The following is a 19,907-nucleotide window of genomic DNA, read 5'->3' as shown; positions in this document are numbered from 1 at the left end:
GAAACTCCCCTTTTAAAACCGACCCATCGGGGGGCCTCTGCCCCCCTATTGGAGACACCCCCCCGGGGCCCTGTTCCCGCGCCGGTGCGCATCCGGCAAGCTCGCCGTACCGCCAGGCGTCCCCAAGATGGAGCGGGGCGGTATCCCTGTTCCGCCCGCGGAGGCCGTAACGGCCGGGGCTGCTCCTCCCACAAAGCGGAAAGACGAAAGACGCCGTCTGCCTTTTGCCTGCGCCCCGTGCCAGGGTCCCCGTAAGAGCCCCTTTTTCTTTGGCATCCAAAACCGTTTCTTTTTCAAAGGGGAAAAAGAAATGGGTTTGGCCCCCGGAGGGCGGTGCCCTCCCCGATGGGGATCGGTCACGGCGAGGCTAAAGGGCGATTTCCTTTTTCGTCGTCCTGCACATCAGGTAATCTAAACTCACATGATAATAATCGGCCAGGAGAAGTGCAAAACGCAAGGGGAGCTCACGTTGGCCGCGCTCATATTTTGAGTAAAGGGACTGATCGCAGTTTAAGATTTTCGCCACCTGTGCTTGCGAGAGGTCTCTATCCTCGCGCAGTTCTCGCATTCGAGTATCCATTATAGTCATATTCGAATTTCCGGTACGGCCAGTACCAGTATGACCCAAGAGATAATCGATACTGACTTGGTAATAATCGGCCAATTGTATGAGCACAGGTGCCGTCAGTTCGATTTTACCGTTTTCGTATTGAGAGTATGTGTTCTGGGCAACACCGAGGATAGCTGCAACTTCTTGCTGGGTAATGTCGTGGTCTTGGCGAACTTCTTTTAAATTGCTACGTATTATCATAGGCCTCACCTCAATATCTATTATGCATTATCTGAAATCAAGATATTGACTTTTATCTGGAATACAGATAAAATAATTTTGAGGTGATAAGAATGCCTGCAACATTACGCGATCTGTTCTACTGCCGCTATGACCCCATGGAAGCCGCCGAGCCCAACCGCCCGGAATACAACGCGATCTATGAGGAGCTGGAACAGGTGGAGGGCGAACTGCGCAAGGCGCTGGGGGAGGAAGGGCGGGAAAAGCTGCGGCGGTTTTCCATGCTGGAGGCGCAGCTCCGGAACATGTCCTACGGGGATTACTTCGCCGAGGGCTTCCACTTGGCCCTTGCCCTCCTCCGCGGCGGGCCATGCAGTCCTCCGGCTTGACGCAGCCGGTATAATATAATAAGGAAAGGAGGCCCCGTCATGAGTCTGTTCTGCTGCCCCCTCTGCGCCGCGCCCCTGGAAAAGACCGACAGGACCTACCGGTGCCCCAGGGGGCACAGCTTTGACCGGGCCCGGGAGGGCTATGTCCACCTCCTCCCCGCCAACCGGATGCACTCCAAGGCCCCGGGCGACGACAAGGCCATGGCCGCGGCCCGAAACCGCTTCCTGTCCGGCGGCTGGTACGCCCCCCTGCGCGACGCACTCTGCCGTCTGGCCGTGGACCATGCGCCGGCGCGCCCGGCCGTGCTGGACTCGGGCTGCGGGGAGGGGTCTTACACCGCCGGGGTGTGGGCGGCCCTGGCGGCGGCGGGGAAACCGCCGGAGACGGCGGGCGTGGACCTGTCCAAGCCCTCCCTCCGCTGGGCGGCCCGGCGGGAGCCGCGGGCGGAGTTCGCCGTGGCCTCCGTCTACCATCTGCCGGTGGCGCCGGCGCGGGTGGACCTCCTGCTCAACTGCTTTTCGCCCCTGGCCCTGGAGGAGTTTCGGCGGGTGCTGCGGCCCGGCGGGGTGTTCCTCTATGTGGTCCCGGCGGCCCGGCACCTCTGGGAGCTCAAGCAGGTCCTCTATGAGCGGCCCTACCCCAACCCGGAGGAGGACATCCCCTATGAGGGCTTTGACTATCTGGAGGTCCTGCCTGTGGAGGAGACCCTCACCATCCGCAGCCGGGAGCCCCTGCTGGACCTCTTCCAGATGACCCCGTACCGCTGGAAGACGCCCCGGACCGGCGTGGAGCGGCTGGAGGAGCTGGAGGCCCTGGACGTGACGGCCTCCTTCCGAATCCACGTGTTTCGGCGGAAATAAGAGAAGATATTGCATCCTTTTCCAGGATATGATAGACTATCGTGAGCGATTTGAGGTCGCGCCCCCGGAGCAGGAGGGCGTTTGGGTGCGGAACGGGGTTCCGCTTGCCTGCGGGAGACCTTGAATCAGGCAAGCTGAGAAAGAAAGGAACATGCACCCAATGGAAATCAACGGCGAAGAGGTCAACGAGATTGTACGCTACGACGAGCTGAAGCTGTCCCCCGAGATCATGCGGGCCCTGGAGAAAAAGGGCTATGTCCAGGCCACCCCCGTTCAGGGCGGGGCCATCCCCTATTTTATGGAATGGCGGGACGTGATCGCCAAGGCCCCCACCGGCACCGGCAAGACCTTTGCCTTCGGCATCCCTATGGTAGAGCACATCGACCCCCGGGAGGACGCGGTACAGGGTCTGGTCCTGGCCCCCACCCGGGAGCTGGCCATCCAGATCATGGCCGAGCTGCGGGATCTGTGTGAATTCAAGGAGGGGGTGCGCGCCGTGGTGCTCTACGGCGGCCAGCCCATCGACAAGCAGATCACCCAATTGAAGAAGCGGCCCCAGATCGTGGTAGCCACGCCCGGCCGCCTGATGGACCATATGAAGCGGCGCACCGTGCGGCTGGACAGGGTCCAGACCGTGGTGCTGGACGAGGCGGACCGGATGCTGGACATGGGCTTTATTCACGACGTGACCCGGATTCTGGACGCCATCAAGTCCAGGAAGAACCTGGGCATGTTCTCCGCCACCATCTCCCGGGAGGTCATGGACATCTCCTGGGTGTACCAGCGGGACCCGGTGGAGATCACCGTCCGGGCCGACGAGCAGAACAAGCCGGACATCCAGCAATACCGCATCGAGGTGGAGCGGGGGGACAAGACCGAGATCACCGCCCGCCTGCTGGAGGCCGGCAGCTATGAGCGGGCCATCGCCTTCTGCAACACCAAGAACATGACGGACCGGCTCTCCGGCCTTTTAAAGATGCGGGGCTTCTCCGCCGAGGCCATCCATGGGGACATCCAGCAGTCCGTGCGGGAAAAGACGCTCAATCGCTTTCGCAGAGGGGAGCTGCGGGTGCTGGTGGCCACCGACGTGGCCGCCCGCGGCCTGGACATCGACGACGTGGACGTGGTGTTCAACTACGATGTGCCCGATGAAAATGAATATTACGTCCACCGCATCGGCCGTACCGGCCGGGCCAAGCGCCACGGCGTGGCCTACACCCTGGTGTCCACCATCACCGAGAGCATGCGGATGGACGACATTGAAAAGGCCACCAAAAACAAGGTCCACCGCCTCAAGTATGAAAAGGGGACCCTGCTGGACCTGGAAGAGGGCAAATAATTTTATCCTTTTTTAATCTCGGCGCAAGGGTTATTTTAATCCTTGCGCCGTATACTATCCTCAGACATAGAAAAAAGGAGCGGTTGTCATGAACGAACCCAAAAAGCTCTATCGCGTGGAGCATGGCGCCATGCTGGCCGGTGTGTGCGGCGGCATCGCCGAATATTTCAATCTGGACCCGGGCATCATCCGCCTGCTGTGGGTGATCTTCTGCTTTGCGGGCACGGTGGGCATCTGGCTCTATATCGCCGCCGCCATCATCCTGCCCAAGAAAAGCGAGGCATATCCGGGCTACTGAGCCGGGGAAGAGATCGGGGGGCGCCGCTGCGGCGCCCCCCGATTTTCTGCTCTGCGGCGGGTTTTTATCCGGAAGGATGTCTGCACGGACCTAAAGTGTGGTATACTGAAGAAAAAACGAGGGGGCGAGGGCCGGTGAGCTATTATGACAGAGTGTATGAGATCGCCCGGCGAATCCCCAGGGGCAGGGCGGCCACCTACGGCCAGATCGCCCTGATGACGGGTAGCCCGCGGGCCGCCCGGGCCGTGGGATACGCCATGGCCGCCTGCACCGATCCCGCCGTGCCCTGCCACCGGGTCATGGCCAGGGACGGGGCCATCCGGGAGCACGCCTTCGGCCCCGGCGTGCAGCGGGCCCTGCTGGAGGCGGAGGGGGTGCCCTTTACTCCGGATGGGAGGGTGGATTTGTCCCGGTGCCGCTGGGACGGGCGGTAAAATCCCCGTCAAACCCTTGCGCGTTTCTCCGCGCCGTGGTACACTTCTGGCACAGGCAATTCCAACCAAGGAGATTTTGACGCCCATGATTGATTTTCAACTCCCCCGTCTGTCCGACAAGCCCTGGGTGGACGACCTGCTGCGGCAGGCCAATTACCGGGGCTGTGAGTATAACTTTACCAACCTCTACGCATGGAGCCCCGCCTATGACCAGCGTATCGCCCGGGTGGACGGCTTCCTGGTGACCCATCTGTGCGGCTCGCTGGGGTGCTCCTACATCTACCCCGCCGGCCAGGGCGATGTGGCCCCGGTCATCCGGGCCATGGAGCGGGACGCGGCCGAGCGGGACAAGCCCTTCCGCATGGTCTGCCTCACCCCCCGCCAGGTGGAGGAGATGGAGGCCCTTTTTCCAGGTGAATTCCACTTTGAGGCCGACCGGGACGGCTTTGATTACCTCTATGAGATCGACCGCCTGGCCGACCTCACCGGCAAGAAGCTCCACGCCAAGCGCAACCACATCAACCGTTTTATGGAGAACAACCCCAGTTGGACCTACGAGGAGATCACGCCTGAGACCCTCCCCGCGTGCCTGGAGATGGACAAGGAGTGGTACCGCCGCAGCATGGTGCGGGAGGGCCTTGCGGAGGAGCGGGACCTGGGCGATGAGGGCCGCGCCCTCCGCCTGGCCATGGAGCACTACCACGAGCTGGGCCTGGAGGGAGGACTCATCCGGGTCTACGGCGAGGTAGTGGCCTTTACCATGGGGGACATGCTCTGCGCCGACACCTTTGACGTCCACTTTGAAAAGGCATACGGAGAGCTCCAGGGGGCCTACGCCATGATCAACCGGGAGTTTGCCCGGCAGGTGCGGGCACGCCACCCGGAGATCAAATACCTCAACCGGGAGGACGACATGGGCGTGGAGGGCCTGCGGAAAGCCAAGGGCTCCTATTATCCGGACCTGATGGTGGAGAAGTACTTCGCCACGAAAGAATGACCGACGGACACTGTCCGTTCCCGAGAGGAGTGTGACCCCATGATCGAGATCCGCCCCGCCAAGCCGGATGAGCTCCTCCGCCAAAAGGAGCTGTGGAAGCTGGCTTTCGGCGATGAGGACGACTATATCGACTATTTTTTCGCCCATGGAGAGGAGAGCCAGGTGCTGGTCCTGCTGGAGGACGGAGTCGTCTACACGATGGTGGCGCTGTTTCCAGTGGCCATCGCCCTGCCCGGCGGGAGAAAGGCCAGCTCCGCCTATATCTATGCCCTGGCCACCCACCCGGACGCCCGAAAAAAGGGCTTTGGCCGATACATCCTCAGCTATGTGGACTTTTATTTAAAGGAGCGGGGGGCCGACTGCGTCACCATTGTCCCCGCGGAGGTCTCCCTGCATAAATTTTTTGGCACCACCGGTTTTTCTGAATGTTTTTCCACCCGGAAGGTGGAGCTGCTGCGCAGCATGGTGGGCGTTCCGGCGGCGGGCGACACGCTGGAGCGGGTGGACCCGGAGACGTACAACCGCCTGCGGGAAGAACTGCTGGCCGAGACGCTGCATGTCGTCTACAGCGACTCCCTCGTGGCCTATCAGGAGGGGCTCTCCCGCATGGCCAACGGAGCGCTGTTCCGCCTGCGGGTGGCCGGGAGCGAGGGGCTGGCCTGCACCGAGTATCTGGATGACGACACCGTCATGGTGAAGGAGCTGCTCATTCCCCGGCCTGGGATGGCCGGGGCGGCCGCGCTGATCGGCGCGGAGATGCCCGCCGTGCGCTATCATCTGCGCACGCCGCCCTTCTGGGACGGCGTGTCCGGGAGCTATCTGCAGGCCTTTGCCATGGTAAAATGGTACGACGCCGCCCTGGAACGGGAATGGCGGGAATACCGCCGGGGCTATATGGGCCTGGGGTTCGACTAAAGAGGCTGAAAAAGAGAATACTAGACCTTGACCGAAGGTGGAAAAAGCCCCAAGTGCAGGGACCATTTTCAGGCAAGCTCTAGGCAAGGCTGTGGCCGCCGGCGGCCGGGGATTTGCCCCGCCGGCGGCGGTTTTGAATTTCTATGCATGATGCAATTCATTTTTGCTCCGTGACAGGAAATTTTCATGGACAAAATGCAGCTATTTCGTCCTTCTGAAAAAGACATTTGCAGGATTTGAAGGGGATTCCATCAATTTGAAGGCGTATTTCCCTTGACGGACAAAAGTTTATAGTATAAAATAATAAGACCTGTGTATGGGGAGTTTCCCTGATTTTGGATACAGAAATATGCAATAGAAAAGTGGGAAGTGAAGAAATGGCAAAGTATGTCCTTAAGCGTGTGCTGATGGCACTCTTTACGATTTTCCTCGTGGCCACGCTGACATTTTTCCTGATGAAGGCGGTCCCAGGCAACCCCTTTGTGAGTGAAAAGACGCCGCCGCAGTCGGTGCTGGACGCCCTGAATGAGAAGTACGGCCTGGATCAGCCGCTGAGCGTCCAGTATTTCAAGTATATGAGCAATCTCCTCCGGGGGGATCTCGGCGTCTCCGTCAAGATGCAGAAGAACTACCCGGTGATCAGCATCATCAAGGAGATGTTCCCCGTCTCCGCCAAGATCGGCGCGTTTGCCCTCCTCTGGGCGGTGCTGGTGGGCGTCCCGCTGGGATGTCTGGCGGCCTATAACCGGGGCACCGCCACGGACAGCACGCTGCGGGTGGTCTGTACCGTGGGTATCTCCATGCCCTCCTTCGTGGTGGCGAGCCTGCTGCTGCTCGTATTCTGCGGCGGCGTGGTGGGCTGGTTCCCAAGTATTTTCGACGGTTCGCCCCGCAGCTATGTGCTGCCCTGCTTCTCCCTGGGCTTCTACCCCATGTGCTATATCGCGCGCCAGTCCAGGGCCGCCATGCTGGACGCCATCAATCAGGAGTATATCAAGACGGCCCGGGCCAAGGGGCTCAAGACGGGGAAGATCATCTTCAAGCACGCCCTCCGGAATGCCCTGATCCCTGTTCTTACCTATCTGGGGCCCCAGGTGGCCTTTACGCTGTGCGGAGGCTTTGTGGTGGAAAAGGTCTTTACCATCGGCGGGCTGGGCCGTTATTTCGTCCAGTCCGTGTCCAACCGGGACTACCCGGTCATCATGGGCACCACCATCTTCCTGGCCTCCTTCATCATCATTATGAACCTGCTGGTGGACATCCTCTATAAAGTGGTCGATCCCCGCATCACCCTCGGAAAGGAGAGCTGAGCATGGCAGACAAAATGAAAAAGGCCAAATTCGGCTCCCTCCAGCTCGATGTGGAGGATGTGATCTCCTGGAGCGAGTTGACCAACGCCGACTTTGCACCCGCCTCCTCGCAGGAGAAGGAAAATTTTATCCAGGACCGGGAGAGCGTGTCCTTCTGGAAGGACGCGGGACGACGCTTCCGCAAAAATACCGTGGCCATGGTGGCGCTGGTCATTCTGATCCTGGTGGCCCTCTTCGCGTTCCTGGGCCCGGTCATCGTGCCCTATGGCTACGACCAGTTCATCGCGGGCTCCGAGAACCTGCACCCCTGGCACTACACTTTGGAGGACCAGGAGAAGCTGGCCGCGGCCCAGATGACGCCCGAGGAGGCCTGGGCCAAGGCCCAGGAGGAGGCCGCCGCCCAGGGCAAGACCCTGGGGCCGGTGGATAAGGCCAAGATCATGGCCGCGGCCAAGGCCAGCGGCGGCGCGGACACCGATGAGCTCCGCAAGGAGTTGGGCATCAGGGCCCGCCTGTTTGGCTACTCCAACGCCGAGCTCCAGCGCAAGGCCGCGGGGGAGAGCGTGTTTCCTCACGTCTTTGGCACGGACAAGTTCGGACGCGATATCATGGTCCGGGTCATGATCGGCACCCGGGTGTCCATGGTGGTGGGCCTGTCCGCCGCCCTGCTTGTGCTGGTCATCGGCGCCCTGTACGGCTCCATCTCCGGCTATCTGGGCGGCAAGGTGGACGCCGTCATGCAGCGCATCGTTGAGATCATCTACTCCATCCCCGAGGTGCTGGTCATCCTCCTCATCGCCACCGTCATCGGTGATGCGTTGACGAGTTATGTAAACTCACATTCAGGCTTCATCGCGGATATGGCCAACGTATTGGGCGCCAACCTCATCTCCATGTTCATCGCCTTCGGCCTTTTGTACTGGGTAACCATGTCCCGCATCATCCGCGGCCAGATCCTTCAGCTCAAGCAGCAGGAGTACGTCACCGCCGCCCGGGCCCTGGGCGCCTCCGGCCCCCGCATCATCAAAAAGCATCTGCTGCCCAACTGCATTGGACAGATCGTGGTCACCACCTGCCTCCAGATCCCCTCCGCCATCTTCCTGGAGTCCTTCCTCTCCTTCCTGGGCGTGGGCGTGTCCACGCCTATGACCAGCCTGGGCTCCATGGCCTCCGAGGCCCTGGGCGGCATGACCACCTATCCCTACCGCCTGCTCTTCCCCGCACTGATCCTGAGCATTATGATCCTGTCCTTCAACCTGGTGGGCGACGGGCTCCGGGACGCCCTGGACCCGAAGCTAAAGAAATAAGAAAGGAGGAGACAGCATATGACACAGAATGAAACCGTAAAGCAGCACGACGAGCGGCTCCACACCGAGACGCACGCCGCCGACGACGCGGGTGGAAAGCTGCTGGAAGTGAAGGACCTCCACGTCTCCTTCTTCACCCCAGCCGGTGAGGTCAAGGCAGTGGGCGGCATTTCTTACAGCGTCAACTACGGCGAGGTCATGGGCATCGTGGGCGAGTCCGGCTCCGGCAAGAGCGTGGAGGCCTATTCGGTCATCGGGCTTTTGCAGTCCCCCGGCAAGGTCATCGGCGGGTCCATTACCTTTGAGGGCGAGGACGTGCTGGCCTTTACCAAGGATCAGATGACCGACTTCCGGGGAAACAAGGTGGCCATGATTTTCCAGAACCCCATGACTTGCCTCAACCCCGTCTACACGGTGGGCAACCAGCTCATTGAGGCCCTGAAGGCCCACGACAAGTCCATCTCCAAGGAGGACGCCGCCAAACGCGCCATGGAGATGCTGGAGCTGGTGGGCATCAACAATGTGGAGAAACGGATGAAGCAGTATCCCCACGAGTTCTCCGGCGGCATGCGCCAGCGCGTCATGATCGCCATGGGCCTCATCTGTCACCCCAAGCTGCTCATCGCGGACGAGCCCACCACCGCCCTGGATGTGACCATCCAGGCCCAGATCCTGGAGCTCATGAAGGACCTCCAGAAAAAGACGCATATGGGCATCATCTTTATTACCCACAATCTGGGTGTGGTGGCCGAGATCTGCGACAAGGTCTGCGTCATGTACGCCGGTAAGATGGTGGAACAGGGACCTGTGGACGATATCTTCTATAACCCCTCTCACCCCTACACCGTGGGGCTGCTGCGCTCCATGCCCCGGGTGGACGCCGAGAGCCATGAGCGGCTCATCCCCATCGAGGGAACGCCGGTGGACATGCTCAATCCGCCCGAGGGCTGCCCCTTCGCCCCCCGGTGTGAGCACGCCATGAAGATCTGCCTCAAGAAGATGCCGCCCTATGTGGAGATCGGCAAAGACCACCGCTCGGCCTGCTGGCTGCGGGTACAGGACCAGTTGGAGCGGGAAAAGACCGGAACCGGGGAGGTGGAGAGCCATGAATGAGAATATCCTCGTCCAGGTGGACCACCTGACCAAGTATTTCCCCATCAAGGGCCAGAAGGGCCCCGGCGTACAGGCGGTGGAGGACGTGTCCTTTGCCATCCACGAGGGGGAGACCCTGGGGCTGGTGGGCGAGTCCGGCTGCGGCAAGACCACCCTGGGGCGCACCATCCTCCGCCTCCATGAGCCCACCTCCGGCACCATCCTGTACCGGGGGGAGCCCATCTATCAGCATGAATATCCCTTTGAGGCAAAGACGGTCACCGTCAGGGGTCAGGACGGCGCGACGGTGGAGAAGACCGAGCTCATCCGCAAAAGGGTGCCCAGGGAGAAGGCGGTGGATATGCTGCCTTACCGCCGGAAAATGCAGATCATCTTTCAGGACCCCTCCGCCTCTCTGGACCCCCGCATGACCGTGGGAGAGATCATCGGAGAGGCCATCGACATCCACAAGCTCTGCGCCTCCAAGGCGGAGCGAACCGACCGGATCAAGGAGCTGCTGGGCCGCGTGGGCCTCAACACCGAGCATGCCAACCGCTACCCCCACGAGTTTTCCGGCGGCCAGCAGCAGCGTGTGGGCATTGCCCGCGCCCTGGCCGTGAAGCCGGAATTTATTGTCTGCGACGAGCCGATCTCCGCGCTGGACGTGTCCATCCAGTCCCAGGTGGTCAACATGCTGGAGGACATGCAGCAGGAGCTGGGCCTCACGTATCTCTTCATTGCCCACGACCTCTCGGTGGTGCGGCACATCTCCCGCCGCATCGGCGTGATGTACCTGGGCACCATGGTGGAACTGGCCGAGAGCTATGAGCTCAATAAGCACCCGCTCCACCCCTATACCAAGACGCTGCTCTCCGCTGTACCGGTGCCCGATCCGGAGGTGAGCCGCACCCGCCAGCGCATCGTGCTGGAAGGGGATATCCCCTCCCCCATCAATCCCCCCACGGGCTGCCGGTTCCACACCCGCTGCCCCTATGCCACTGAGGCGTGCAAACAAAAGGCCCCGGCGTTCAAGGAATACGCACCCGGCCACTGGGCGGCCTGTCACCTGCTGGAAAAGAGCGGGGCCTGAGTATTCCGGGCCCTCCGCAAAACGCTCCCGGCGGCAGGGCGAATTCAGATATTTAACACTTTTGAAACATTTGCTTTACAAATATACCACAGGGATGGTATAATGCAGCATACAGCGGAGGATACTTTTTCTTCCAACCGGGAACGGCGCATGCGCCGTTTTATGTCCCCGACTTGGGGACATAATGTCTGTTGGTATCCGGTCCCGCGTGCGGGACACAGATGATACAAAATATTTCAGGAGGTAATGAAATGAACGGCAAAAAGCTTCTTGCTCTGTCTCTGGCCGGCGTGATGTCTCTCGGGCTGCTGGCCGGCTGCGGCGGCGGCGGTAACGCCACCACCCCTGCTCCCGGCGACACCACTGCTCCTGGGGATACTTCCGCCCCCAGCGCCGGCTTCAACATGAGCGTCTGCATCGCTTCCGAGCCTCAGACCATCGACCCCGCGCTGAATTCCGCCGTGGACGGCGCCATCATGACCCAGCATGTGTTCGAGGGCCTGATGAAATGGTCCGACAGCGGCGAGGCCGTGGAGGGCGCTCAGGGCGCCAACCTGGCCGAGTTGGTCCCCGGCCAGGCCGAGACCTATGACAAGGTGGTCAATGACGACGGCACCGTTACCTATACCTTCCATCTCCGCGACGGCATCAAGTGGTCCGACGGCCAGCCCGTCACCGCCGGCGACTTTGTATATGCCTGGCAGCGCTTGGCCACCCCCGCCACCGCCGCCGACTACTGCTACATGATCGATATGGTCAAGGGCTATGATCTGGTCAACACCGGCACTCCCACCGGCCAGTTCGAGACCAAGGTCAACGCGGACACCGGCGAGGAGGAGCAGGTCGAGATCATGGATCACGCCGATCCCACCACGCTGGGCGTCTCCGCTCCCGACGACAAGACCTTTGTGGTCGAGCTGACCTATGACTGTCCCTACTTCCTGGAGGTCTGCGCCTTCCCCGCCACCCTGCCCGTCCGCGAGGACATCGTCTCCGCCAATCCCGACGGCTGGACCCATGACGTGTCCACCTATATCGGCAACGGCGTCTATAAGATGACCGATTGGCAGCACAATGCCCGCATCGTCATGGAGAAGAACACCGAGTACTACGGCTATTCCGCCGACAAGGGCCCCGACACCCTCACCTTCATGCTGATGGACGACGCCAACGCCATGCTGTCCGCCTTCAACTCCGGCGAGCTGGACTTCACTGAGGACGTGCCCGTGGATGAGATCCCCACCCTCCTCAACGACGGAAAGCTGAACATCGTGCCCTATATCGGCACCTACTATGTCTGCTACAACGTCACCGCCGCCCCCTTTGACGACTGGCGTGTGCGCAAGGCCTTTACCCTGGCCATCGACAGCCAGTATATCGTGGACAACGTGACCCAGACCGGCCAGGTCCCGGCCACCGGCTTTGTGCCCTCCGGCGTGGGCGATGTGACCGGTGATCCCGACTTCCGCGCCGTGGGCGGCGACTACTGGACCGCCCCCACCACCTCCGAGCAGTATGAGAAGAACTGTGAGGAGGCCCGTCAGCTCCTGGCCGACGCCGGGTATCCCAACGGCGAGGGTTTCCCCACCGTCACCTATCTCTACAACACCTCCGACAACCACAAGGCCATCGGCGAGGCCCTCCAGAGCCAGTGGCAGACCGCCCTGGGCGTCACCGTGAAGCTGGAGAACCAGGACTGGTCCGTGTTCCTGGAGACCCGTAAGCAGGGCCAGTATCAGATCGCCCGCAACGGCTGGATCGCCGACTACAACGACCCCATCTCCTTCCTGGATATGTGGCTCACCGGCGGCGGCAACAACGACGCCCAGTATTCCAGCGCCGACTATGACGCCGCTATTGCCGAGGCCAAGGCCAGCTCCGACGCGCAGGTCCGCATGGACGCCATGCACCGCGCCGAGGATATCATTATAGGTCAGGACTGGGCTCTGGGTCCCATCTACTTCTACACCCAGAAGTATATGCTCAACTCCGACATCAACGGCATGTATTATACGCCCCTGGGCTACTTCTTCTTTGATAACTGCACCAAAGGCTGATTAGCAGAAATGAGGAAAGGGCCGCACCTGCACGGTGCGGCCCTTTCTTTTATGGAATCTGACCAGTGCGGGAGGTCATTCATTTATATCCTATATAATGTGCATAAAAACCGGGAAGAGCCGGAAAAAGGCTTGCATTTTTTAAGAATCAGATGTATAATCATACGCACAAAAGACCAAATGGTCAAAGAGGAGAGAAATGGAATGAAACATCAGAAGAACATGCTCTGCCTCGGCCTCGCCGCCGTGCTGAGCCTCAGCCTGCTGACCGCCTGCTCCGGTGGGAACAGCGCCGCCACCCCTGCACCGGCCGACACCACAGCGCCTACTGATACCGCCGCGCCCGCGGATACCACCGCCCCTGCCGGATTCACCACCGTGGAGGAGGGCAAGCTCCACATGTCCACCAACGCCGCCTTTCCTCCCTATGAAATGACCACCGATGCCGGCGGCTTCGAGGGCATCGACGTGGAGGTGGCCGGCGCCATCGCCGAGAAGCTGGGCCTGGAGCTGGTGGTGGATGATATGGGCTTTGACGCCGCCCTCACCGCCGTCCAGACCGGCCAGAGCGACATCGCCATGGCGGGTATCACCGTCACCGAGGAGCGCCAGGAGGTCATGGACTTTTCTGAGTCCTACGCTACCGGTATCCAGGTGGTCATCGTCAAGGAGGACTCTCCCATTGAGACAGTGGACGATCTGGCCAACGCTGATATGATCGGCTGCCAGAAGGCCACCACCGGCTACATCTACTGCTCCGACACCCCGGAGAACGGCGGCTATGGCGAGGACCATGTCACCGCCTATGAAACGGGCGCTGTGGCCGTTCAGGCTCTGGTGAACGGTCAAGTGGATGCCGTAGTCATCGATAACGAACCCGCCAAGGCCTACGTGGCCGCCAACCCCAGCCTGAAGATCCTGGACACGGAGTTTGCCGTGGAGGACTATGCCATCGCGCTCCAGAAGGGCAACACCGGGCTGCTGGAGGCCGTCAACGCCGCCATGGACGAGTTGAAGGCGGACGGCACCTTCCAGACCATCGTGGACAAGTACATCACCGCCGAGTAACAGCCATTTCAGTAAGGAAAAGGGCGGCCTTCAAAGGCCGCCCTTTTCCCTGCACCAGACACAGAAAGGAGAGGGGCCTATGTTCCAAGGGGCGATAGACTGGCTGGACAGGATCGGCCCACGGGTCTACACGGCGTTTGTGGAGGGGGACCGCTGGAAGCTCTACCTGAAAGGGTTGGGCTTGACCCTGGAGATGACCGTGGTCGCCCTGTGCTTCGGCTTGGTCCTGGGGCTGATCGTGGCCGTGATCCGCACAGCCCATGATCAGCAGCGGGTGGACCGGCGGAAAAATCCCCTGCTGGGGCTTTTAAATGGGATCTGTCAGATTTACACCACCGTCATCCGGGGCACCCCCATGCTGGTCCAGCTGTTCATCTGGACCTTCGTCATCTTCCCCTCGGTCCGGAATAAAGTCCTGATCGGCTTCATCGGACTGGGGGTCAACTCGGGGGCCTATGTAGCGGAGATCGTCCGGGGAGGCTTGATGAGCGTGGACATTGGCCAGTCCGAGGCCAGCCGCTCCCTGGGGATGAACTACCTGGACACCATGCGCTTCATCGTGGTCCCCCAGGCGTTCAAGAACATCCTGCCCTCCCTGGGCAACGAGTTTATCACGCTGTTTAAAGACACCTCTCTGGTGCAGGCCATCGGCGGTACAGAGCTGCTCTACTACGCCAGCACTATCGGCGGCAGGACCTTCGACTATATGCCACCCCTGATTGGCATTGCGGTGATGTATCTGGTGGTGGTGATTGTCCTGACCTGGCTCCAGAGCAAGCTGGAAAGGAGGCTGCGTCAAAGTGATCGACGTTAAAGGGCTTTCAAAATCCTTCGGCAACCATCTGGTGCTGGACAACATCGACCAGCACATCTCCCCGGGGGAGAAAGTGGTGGTCATCGGCCCTTCCGGCTCCGGAAAGTCCACCTTCTTGCGGTGTCTGAACCTGCTGGAGCAGCCTACCGCCGGCACAATCACCTTCGACGGCGTCGTCATCACCGACCCCAGGGTGGACATTGACGCCATCCGGCGGCAGATGGGTATGGTCTTCCAGCACTTCAACCTCTTTCCCAACATGACCATCCGCCGGAACATCACCCTGGCACCGGTGCGCACGGGGCTCATGAAGCAGGAGGAGGCAGACGCCGAGGCCGCCAAGCTCCTGGAGCGGGTGGGCCTTACCGAAAAGGCCGATTCCTACCCCGCGCAGCTCTCCGGCGGACAGAAGCAGCGCATCGCCATCGTCCGGGCCTTGGCGATGAAGCCCAAGCTGATGCTTTTTGACGAGCCCACCTCCGCCCTGGACCCCGAGATGGTGGGCGAGGTGCTGGATGTGATGAAGGAGCTGGCCCGGGAGGGCATGACCATGGTGGTGGTCACCCATGAGATGGGCTTTGCCCGGGAGGTGGGTTCCCGGGTCATCTTCATGGACGGTGGGAAGATCGTGGAGGAAAACGAACCCCATGCCTTCTTTGCCGGCCCCAAAGAGCAGCGGACCATCGACTTCCTGTCCAAGGTGCTGTAAGGCGAGCCAGCCCCATTCGAGGCGGGAGCCGCCCCTCGAGATCCCCCGCCTGACGCGTACCTTCTTTCGGTGGGGCGGGAGATTTTTCGGCAAACGGAAAGCGCGGAGGCGATCGCCTCCGCGCTTTTTGACGGTTCCATCCGGTTTAATACGCCACGCCCCAGTAGATCATATGCTTGGCGGGCTTGCCACAGATGGCGCAGGTGTCTCCCAGGTGTTCCTGCTCGAAGGGGATGCACCGGGAGGAGACCCCGGCCTCCTCCTTCATGCGCAGCTCGCACTCCAGATCGCCGCACCACATGGTCTTGGCAAAGCCGCCGCGCTGGGCCATCTTCTCCTTGACCTCTTCCAGGGAGGCGCAGGCATAGGTGTTCTCCTCCAGGTTCCGCTTGGCCCGGGCGTAGAGCCCGTCGTGGACGGCGTCCAGCAGCTCCCGGACTTTGTCCTCCAACTGGCCGAGAGGGACGAAGACCTTTTCGCCGCTGTCCCGGCGAGCGATGACGCACTGGTCCTTCTCGATATCCTTGGGGCCGATCTCCACCCGGAGGGGCACGCCTTTCATCTCGTACTCGGCGGCCTTCCAGCCCATGGACTGCTCGGAGTCGTCCATCCTGGCGCGGATACCGGCGGCCTGAAGGCGCGCCAGAAGGGTGGCGGCATGGTCTAGTACGCCGGGCTTGTGCTGGGCCACAGGAATGACCACCGCCTGGATGGGGGCGATGCGGGGGGGCAGCACCAGACCGTTGTTGTCGCCGTGGGTCATGATGATGCCGCCGATCATGCGGGTGCTGACGCCCCAGGAGGTCTGGTGGGGATAGTGGAGCTGGTTGTCTTTGCCGGTGAAGGTGATGTCGAAGGCGCGGGCAAAGCCGTCACCAAAGTAGTGGCTGGTGCCCGCCTGGAGGGCCTTGCGGTCGTGCATCATGCACTCCACCGTGTAGGTCTCCTCCGCGCCGTTGAACTTCTCCTTTTCAGTCTTCCGGCCCCTGACCACGGGCATGGCCAGCACGTTCTCCATAAAGTCGGCATAGACGCCCAGCATCCGCTGGGTCTCCTCCCGGGCTTCGGCTTCAGTGGCATGCATAGTGTGGCCTTCCTGCCAGAGAAATTCCCGGTGGCGCAGGAAGGGGCGGGAGGTCTTTTCCCAGCGGAGCACGCTGCACCACTGGTTGTAGAGCTTGGGCAGGTCGCGATGGGAGTGAATGATGTTCTTATAGTGCTCACAGAAGAGCGTCTCGGAAGTGGGGCGGATGCAGTAGCGCTCCTCCAGCTTTTCGCTGCCGCCGTGGGTGACCCAGGCGCACTCCGGGGCAAAGCCCTCCACATGGTCTTTCTCTTTCTGCAAGAGGGACTCGGGGATGAGCATGGGCAGATACACGTTTTCGTGGCCGGTTTTTTTGAACTCCGCATCCATGAGGCGCTGGATGTTTTCCCAGATGGCATAGCCATAGGGGCGGTAGATGAACATGCCCTTGATGCTGGAGTAGTCGATGAGCTCGGCCTTGGTGCACACGTCGGTGTACCATTTGGCGAAGTCCACCTCCATATCCGTGATCTGCTCCACCTGCTTCTTGTCTGCCATAGTCTATCTCAATCCTTTACGAATCAAATTCACCGCTTATTGTATGAGGAAACGGGTGAAAAGTCAAGTATGGGGGCCGATCTTCCTCCTCCTGGGATCAAACGGCCGCCCGCCGACCCGTATATTTTGCATCAAAAGCCGCAAACTGTCCCTGTAAGGGGGTGCGGGAGATGCGTATCGGGATCTGGGAGCGGAACGAGGGCCTGCGGGAGGTCATACTGGAAGGTCTGCGGGCGGCGGGGGCGGAACCGCCCGTCCTGGAGGCGGGGGCCCATCCGGCGGACTTTTCAGGGGAGCTGGACCTGCTGGTGATCTCACCGGAGGCGGTAGGATGGGCGGGGGCCGGACAGATCCACGCCGGGACCGTGCTCCTGAGCGGTGCCGCGGGGCCCCTTGCACGGGCCCTGCGGACAGAGAGGGCCGTGAGCTATGGGACCTCGGCACGGGATACGCTGACCCTCTCCAGCCTGGAGGGGGATCAGATCTGTGTGGCGATTCAGCGGGACATCGTCACCGTATCCGGCGCCGTGGTGGAGCGGCAGGAGCTGGTGCTCCCCTTTCCGCCGGGGCGCTCCCCCCTGCCCTGGCTGTGCGCCGTGGGGGCGCTGCTTCTGATGGATGTACCGCCGGAGAGGCTGGAATAGCGTGCAGAGAGGGAGGAGCGCCAAGCTCCTCCCTCTCTGCATGTCTATTGCGCCAGGCCGTCCAGGGCGGCCTGGGCCGCTTGGCTGTCGTTGGCCACCACAAGCAGAACGGAGCTGCCGGATTCCTTCACAATGGCCTGCTCCAGCTTGGGAAGCTCAGCGGGGAGGTACCCCTCGCAGGCGTCCTTCTGGTCGGATACCCGGGCTTCCAGGGCCTTACGGGCGTCGTCAGCCTCCTCCTGAGTGGAAAAGACCAGCACGGCGATCTCCTCCGCGGTGGCACCGGTGGAGGTATAGACCGCAGCCGCTTCCGGCTGGGACTCCAGGCCATAGAGGCTGGAGATCAGATCGGCGTCCAGCGCCTCCAGGGCCTCGGAAAAGGCGCCGGAGTCCAGCAGGGCCTGGGCGGTGGCATCGGGGTCGTATGCCCCGGCGGGCGCCCCGCCGCCAGAACAGGCGGCCAGGATCAGGGTGAACGCCAGTGCCACGCAGAGAGAAAACAGTTTTTTCATCATAGATACTCCTTATGCTTCCGTCCCCTCCGCCTGCCCCTGGCCGGCCCGATAGGCCTCCGGGTCCACGGTGTGGGTTTTGAGGTATCCATACCACTTTTCGTACCAACTCCGGGTGAAGTGGATGCCGTCGGTGGTGCCCTCGGCGGGGAGTGTGCCGCTGTCATCCGCCATCACGGACTGGACGTCTACGTAGACGGCGCGCTTGTCCGCACAGACTCGGCGGAGGATCTCATTGTAGTTGGCCACATTTTCATTGTTGAGCCAGACGGCCGGGTTCATCTGGTGGGCCTTTTCCGGCTCCACCGGGATCAGGGACTGTATGTAGATCACAGCCTCCGGTTGCCGGACGCGGATCTCGTCGATCAGAAGGGCGAAGGCATCCTGGAAAGCCTGGTCGTCGCCGTAGCCCAGCTCATTGATGCCGAACATGACATAGACCTTGCCGTACTGTTTTTCCTCCAGCCATGCCAGCGCCGTTTTTTTGTCGCCCACCCCGTTCTTGGGAATGGCCTTGGCGTCCACGCCGCCGGTGCCGGTGACCTGAAAGACCATGAGGGACTTATAGGCCAGAAAGTCCGCGCCGCGGATGCCGCTGTAGAGCCGAAGACCGTCGGAGCGGGAATCCCCGAGAAAGACGGCGTCGGAAAACCAGTCGTCCTCCACCGCGCCGGTCTCCGGGGCGGGGAGGGAGAAATCCAGCGCCGGGGCCGGCACAGGAGTGGGCTCCGGCGCTGCGGAGGGGATGGCGGACGCTGTGGAAGGCGGGAGCACGGCGTCCGTCGGGGCGGAGACCGCAGCGGACGGACCGGGCTGCTGGGCCAGGGCCCCCAGGGAGAGGGCACCCAGCACCCCGGCGCACAGGAACACCGCGGCCAGCAGCAGCCGTCTGCGGTGGCCCAGGGTCCCATTGTCGTTTTTCTCCAGGACGCGCTTTCCGTCCTTCTGCTCTGTCATGGGTTCAGGTGCTCCTCTCTCGTCTGTCTCGATCCGCCCAGGATCAGGCGGCGGACGTCGCCGTAGTCGGCGGCGGTATAGGTGGGAAACGCGTCCGGCGCGGGGGGCAGACCGCCGGGATTGTACCAGATGGTGTCGATCCCGGCGGCAATGCCGCCCTTGATGTCGGACTGGAGGCCGTCCCCCACCATGACGGCGCGGGACTTGTCCCGCACCCCCATCCCGGCAAAGGCGCGGTCAAAAAAGGCCCTCTGGGGCTTCTGCGCGCCCAGTTCCTCCGAGATGTATACCCCCTCCAGCCAGGGAGAGAGCGGGGAAGCCGCCAGCCGGGTGTGCTGGACCCGGGCCACCCCGTTGGTGGCCAGCGCCAGCCGGCACCCGCCCCGGACCAGGTCCCGGCACAGCGCTTCGGCCCCAGGCAGGAGACGGCTGCAAGCCGCCATGTGGGACAGGTAGTCCCGGTTGAAGGCAGCCGGATCGTCCGTACCGCCCAGGGCCCGGGTGAGCAGGCGAAAGCGCTCCACCAGCAGAAATTCCTGAGTGACCTCGCCGCGGTCAAAGGCGGACCAGAGGTCCCGGTTGAAGCCCAGGTACAGCGCTTCGGTTTCCGGCGTGGCGGGGTAGCCGCGCTCCTCCAGGACCAGCCGCAGAGCGGCGTGCTCGGCGGCGTCGAAGTCGAAGAGTGTGTTGTCGGCATCTAAAAAGACGATGTCATAGCGGGGCATAGCGACCTCCTGAGAAA

Annotated in this window: 21 protein-coding genes; 16 read left to right on the top strand and 5 right to left on the bottom strand. The window is 61.7% G+C overall.

Annotated elements, in window-relative coordinates:
* Window positions 1-367: 367 nt before the first annotated feature.
* Window positions 368-811: a helix-turn-helix domain-containing protein gene (locus ABUA09_RS18340; protein ID WP_371744255.1), complete on the bottom strand. Its 444-nt coding sequence runs from the start codon at window positions 809-811 to the stop codon at window positions 368-370.
* Window positions 812-903: 92 nt separating this feature from the next.
* Between ABUA09_RS18340 and ABUA09_RS10855 the strand changes: the two genes are divergently transcribed.
* From ABUA09_RS10855 to ABUA09_RS10785, 15 genes are all read left to right on the top strand, one after another.
* Window positions 904-1,179, top strand: a complete 276-nt coding sequence (locus ABUA09_RS10855; protein ID WP_058116847.1) for a DUF6809 family protein — start codon at window positions 904-906, stop codon at window positions 1,177-1,179.
* A gap of 39 nt (window positions 1,180-1,218) precedes the next feature.
* Window positions 1,219-2,040, top strand: coding sequence for a putative RNA methyltransferase (locus ABUA09_RS10850; RefSeq protein WP_349949358.1), 822 nt, complete (start codon window positions 1,219-1,221; stop codon window positions 2,038-2,040).
* Between the two features lie 160 nt (window positions 2,041-2,200).
* Window positions 2,201-3,379, top strand: coding sequence for a DEAD/DEAH box helicase (locus ABUA09_RS10845; RefSeq protein WP_033118414.1), 1,179 nt, complete (start codon window positions 2,201-2,203; stop codon window positions 3,377-3,379).
* 88 nt (window positions 3,380-3,467) lie between these two features.
* On the top strand, window positions 3,468-3,677 hold the full coding sequence (locus tag ABUA09_RS10840) for a PspC domain-containing protein (protein ID WP_033118415.1): 210 nt from the start codon (window positions 3,468-3,470) through the stop codon (window positions 3,675-3,677).
* A 134-nt stretch (window positions 3,678-3,811) separates the two neighbouring features.
* Window positions 3,812-4,111 carry an MGMT family protein gene (locus ABUA09_RS10835; protein WP_216521477.1) on the top strand — a complete coding sequence of 100 codons (300 nt, stop codon included), beginning with the start codon at window positions 3,812-3,814 and terminating at the stop codon, window positions 4,109-4,111.
* 85 nt (window positions 4,112-4,196) lie between these two features.
* The gene (locus ABUA09_RS10830; protein WP_033118417.1) at window positions 4,197-5,108 is read left to right on the top strand and encodes a DUF2156 domain-containing protein; all 912 of its coding nucleotides are present in this window, start codon (window positions 4,197-4,199) and stop codon (window positions 5,106-5,108) included.
* A 39-nt stretch (window positions 5,109-5,147) separates the two neighbouring features.
* Complete coding sequence (locus tag ABUA09_RS10825) at window positions 5,148-6,023, top strand: GNAT family N-acetyltransferase (protein ID WP_208318954.1); 876 nt, start codon at window positions 5,148-5,150, stop codon at window positions 6,021-6,023.
* Between the two features lie 377 nt (window positions 6,024-6,400).
* Window positions 6,401-7,333 (top strand): ABC transporter permease, encoded by a 933-nt coding sequence (locus ABUA09_RS10820; RefSeq protein WP_033118419.1) that lies wholly within the window; start codon window positions 6,401-6,403, stop codon window positions 7,331-7,333.
* A 2-nt stretch (window positions 7,334-7,335) separates the two neighbouring features.
* Window positions 7,336-8,640: an ABC transporter permease gene (locus ABUA09_RS10815; RefSeq protein ID WP_033118420.1), complete on the top strand. Its 1,305-nt coding sequence runs from the start codon at window positions 7,336-7,338 to the stop codon at window positions 8,638-8,640.
* An 18-nt stretch (window positions 8,641-8,658) separates the two neighbouring features.
* Window positions 8,659-9,753: an ABC transporter ATP-binding protein gene (locus tag ABUA09_RS10810; RefSeq protein WP_081959924.1), complete on the top strand. Its 1,095-nt coding sequence runs from the start codon at window positions 8,659-8,661 to the stop codon at window positions 9,751-9,753.
* Window positions 9,746-10,822: an ABC transporter ATP-binding protein gene (locus ABUA09_RS10805; protein WP_033118421.1), complete on the top strand. Its 1,077-nt coding sequence runs from the start codon at window positions 9,746-9,748 to the stop codon at window positions 10,820-10,822. Before ABUA09_RS10810 ends, ABUA09_RS10805 begins: the two co-directional genes overlap by 8 nt.
* Before the next feature lie 251 nt (window positions 10,823-11,073).
* Entirely contained in the window at window positions 11,074-12,879 is a 1,806-nt protein-coding gene (locus ABUA09_RS10800; RefSeq protein WP_195416737.1) for a peptide ABC transporter substrate-binding protein, read from the top strand.
* Window positions 12,880-13,083: 204 nt separating this feature from the next.
* Window positions 13,084-13,947: a transporter substrate-binding domain-containing protein gene (locus ABUA09_RS10795; RefSeq protein WP_058116852.1), complete on the top strand. Its 864-nt coding sequence runs from the start codon at window positions 13,084-13,086 to the stop codon at window positions 13,945-13,947.
* A 79-nt stretch (window positions 13,948-14,026) separates the two neighbouring features.
* On the top strand, window positions 14,027-14,761 hold the full coding sequence (locus tag ABUA09_RS10790) for an amino acid ABC transporter permease (protein WP_052082776.1): 735 nt from the start codon (window positions 14,027-14,029) through the stop codon (window positions 14,759-14,761).
* The gene (locus ABUA09_RS10785; protein ID WP_058116853.1) at window positions 14,748-15,470 is read left to right on the top strand and encodes an amino acid ABC transporter ATP-binding protein; all 723 of its coding nucleotides are present in this window, start codon (window positions 14,748-14,750) and stop codon (window positions 15,468-15,470) included. Before ABUA09_RS10790 ends, ABUA09_RS10785 begins: the two co-directional genes overlap by 14 nt.
* Before the next feature lie 145 nt (window positions 15,471-15,615).
* On the opposite strand, the gene proS is transcribed toward ABUA09_RS10785, so the two are convergent.
* Entirely contained in the window at window positions 15,616-17,052 is a 1,437-nt protein-coding gene (proS, locus tag ABUA09_RS10780) for a proline--tRNA ligase (protein WP_033118425.1), read from the bottom strand.
* A gap of 170 nt (window positions 17,053-17,222) precedes the next feature.
* On the opposite strand from proS, the gene ABUA09_RS10775 reads away from it, so the two are divergent.
* Window positions 17,223-17,696, top strand: coding sequence for a hypothetical protein (locus tag ABUA09_RS10775; RefSeq protein ID WP_207742802.1), 474 nt, complete (start codon window positions 17,223-17,225; stop codon window positions 17,694-17,696).
* 44 nt (window positions 17,697-17,740) lie between these two features.
* On the opposite strand, the gene ABUA09_RS10770 is transcribed toward ABUA09_RS10775, so the two are convergent.
* Genes ABUA09_RS10770 through ABUA09_RS10760 form a run of 3 tightly spaced genes read right to left on the bottom strand, consistent with a single transcriptional unit; the run spans window position 17,741 to window position 19,890 of the window.
* Window positions 17,741-18,208, bottom strand: coding sequence for a DUF4358 domain-containing protein (locus ABUA09_RS10770; protein WP_227151707.1), 468 nt, complete (start codon window positions 18,206-18,208; stop codon window positions 17,741-17,743).
* 12 nt (window positions 18,209-18,220) lie between these two features.
* The gene (locus ABUA09_RS10765; protein WP_033118426.1) at window positions 18,221-19,165 is read right to left on the bottom strand and encodes a GDSL-type esterase/lipase family protein; all 945 of its coding nucleotides are present in this window, start codon (window positions 19,163-19,165) and stop codon (window positions 18,221-18,223) included.
* A complete protein-coding gene (locus ABUA09_RS10760) occupies window positions 19,162-19,890 on the bottom strand; it encodes a YjjG family noncanonical pyrimidine nucleotidase (RefSeq protein WP_075704993.1) in 729 nt (242 codons plus the stop codon). The genes ABUA09_RS10765 and ABUA09_RS10760 overlap by 4 nt, the downstream gene beginning before the upstream one ends.
* Between the last annotated feature and the right edge of the window lie 17 nt (window positions 19,891-19,907).

Origin of the sequence: Intestinimonas sp. RTP31139st1_F5_RTP31139_211217 (assembly GCF_040226735.1) — a bacterium.
Classification (GTDB): domain Bacteria; phylum Bacillota; class Clostridia; order Oscillospirales; family Oscillospiraceae; genus Intestinimonas; species Intestinimonas butyriciproducens.
The sequence above is the reverse complement of the archived record's forward strand: the minus strand, read 5'-3'. Positions and strand labels throughout refer to the sequence as shown.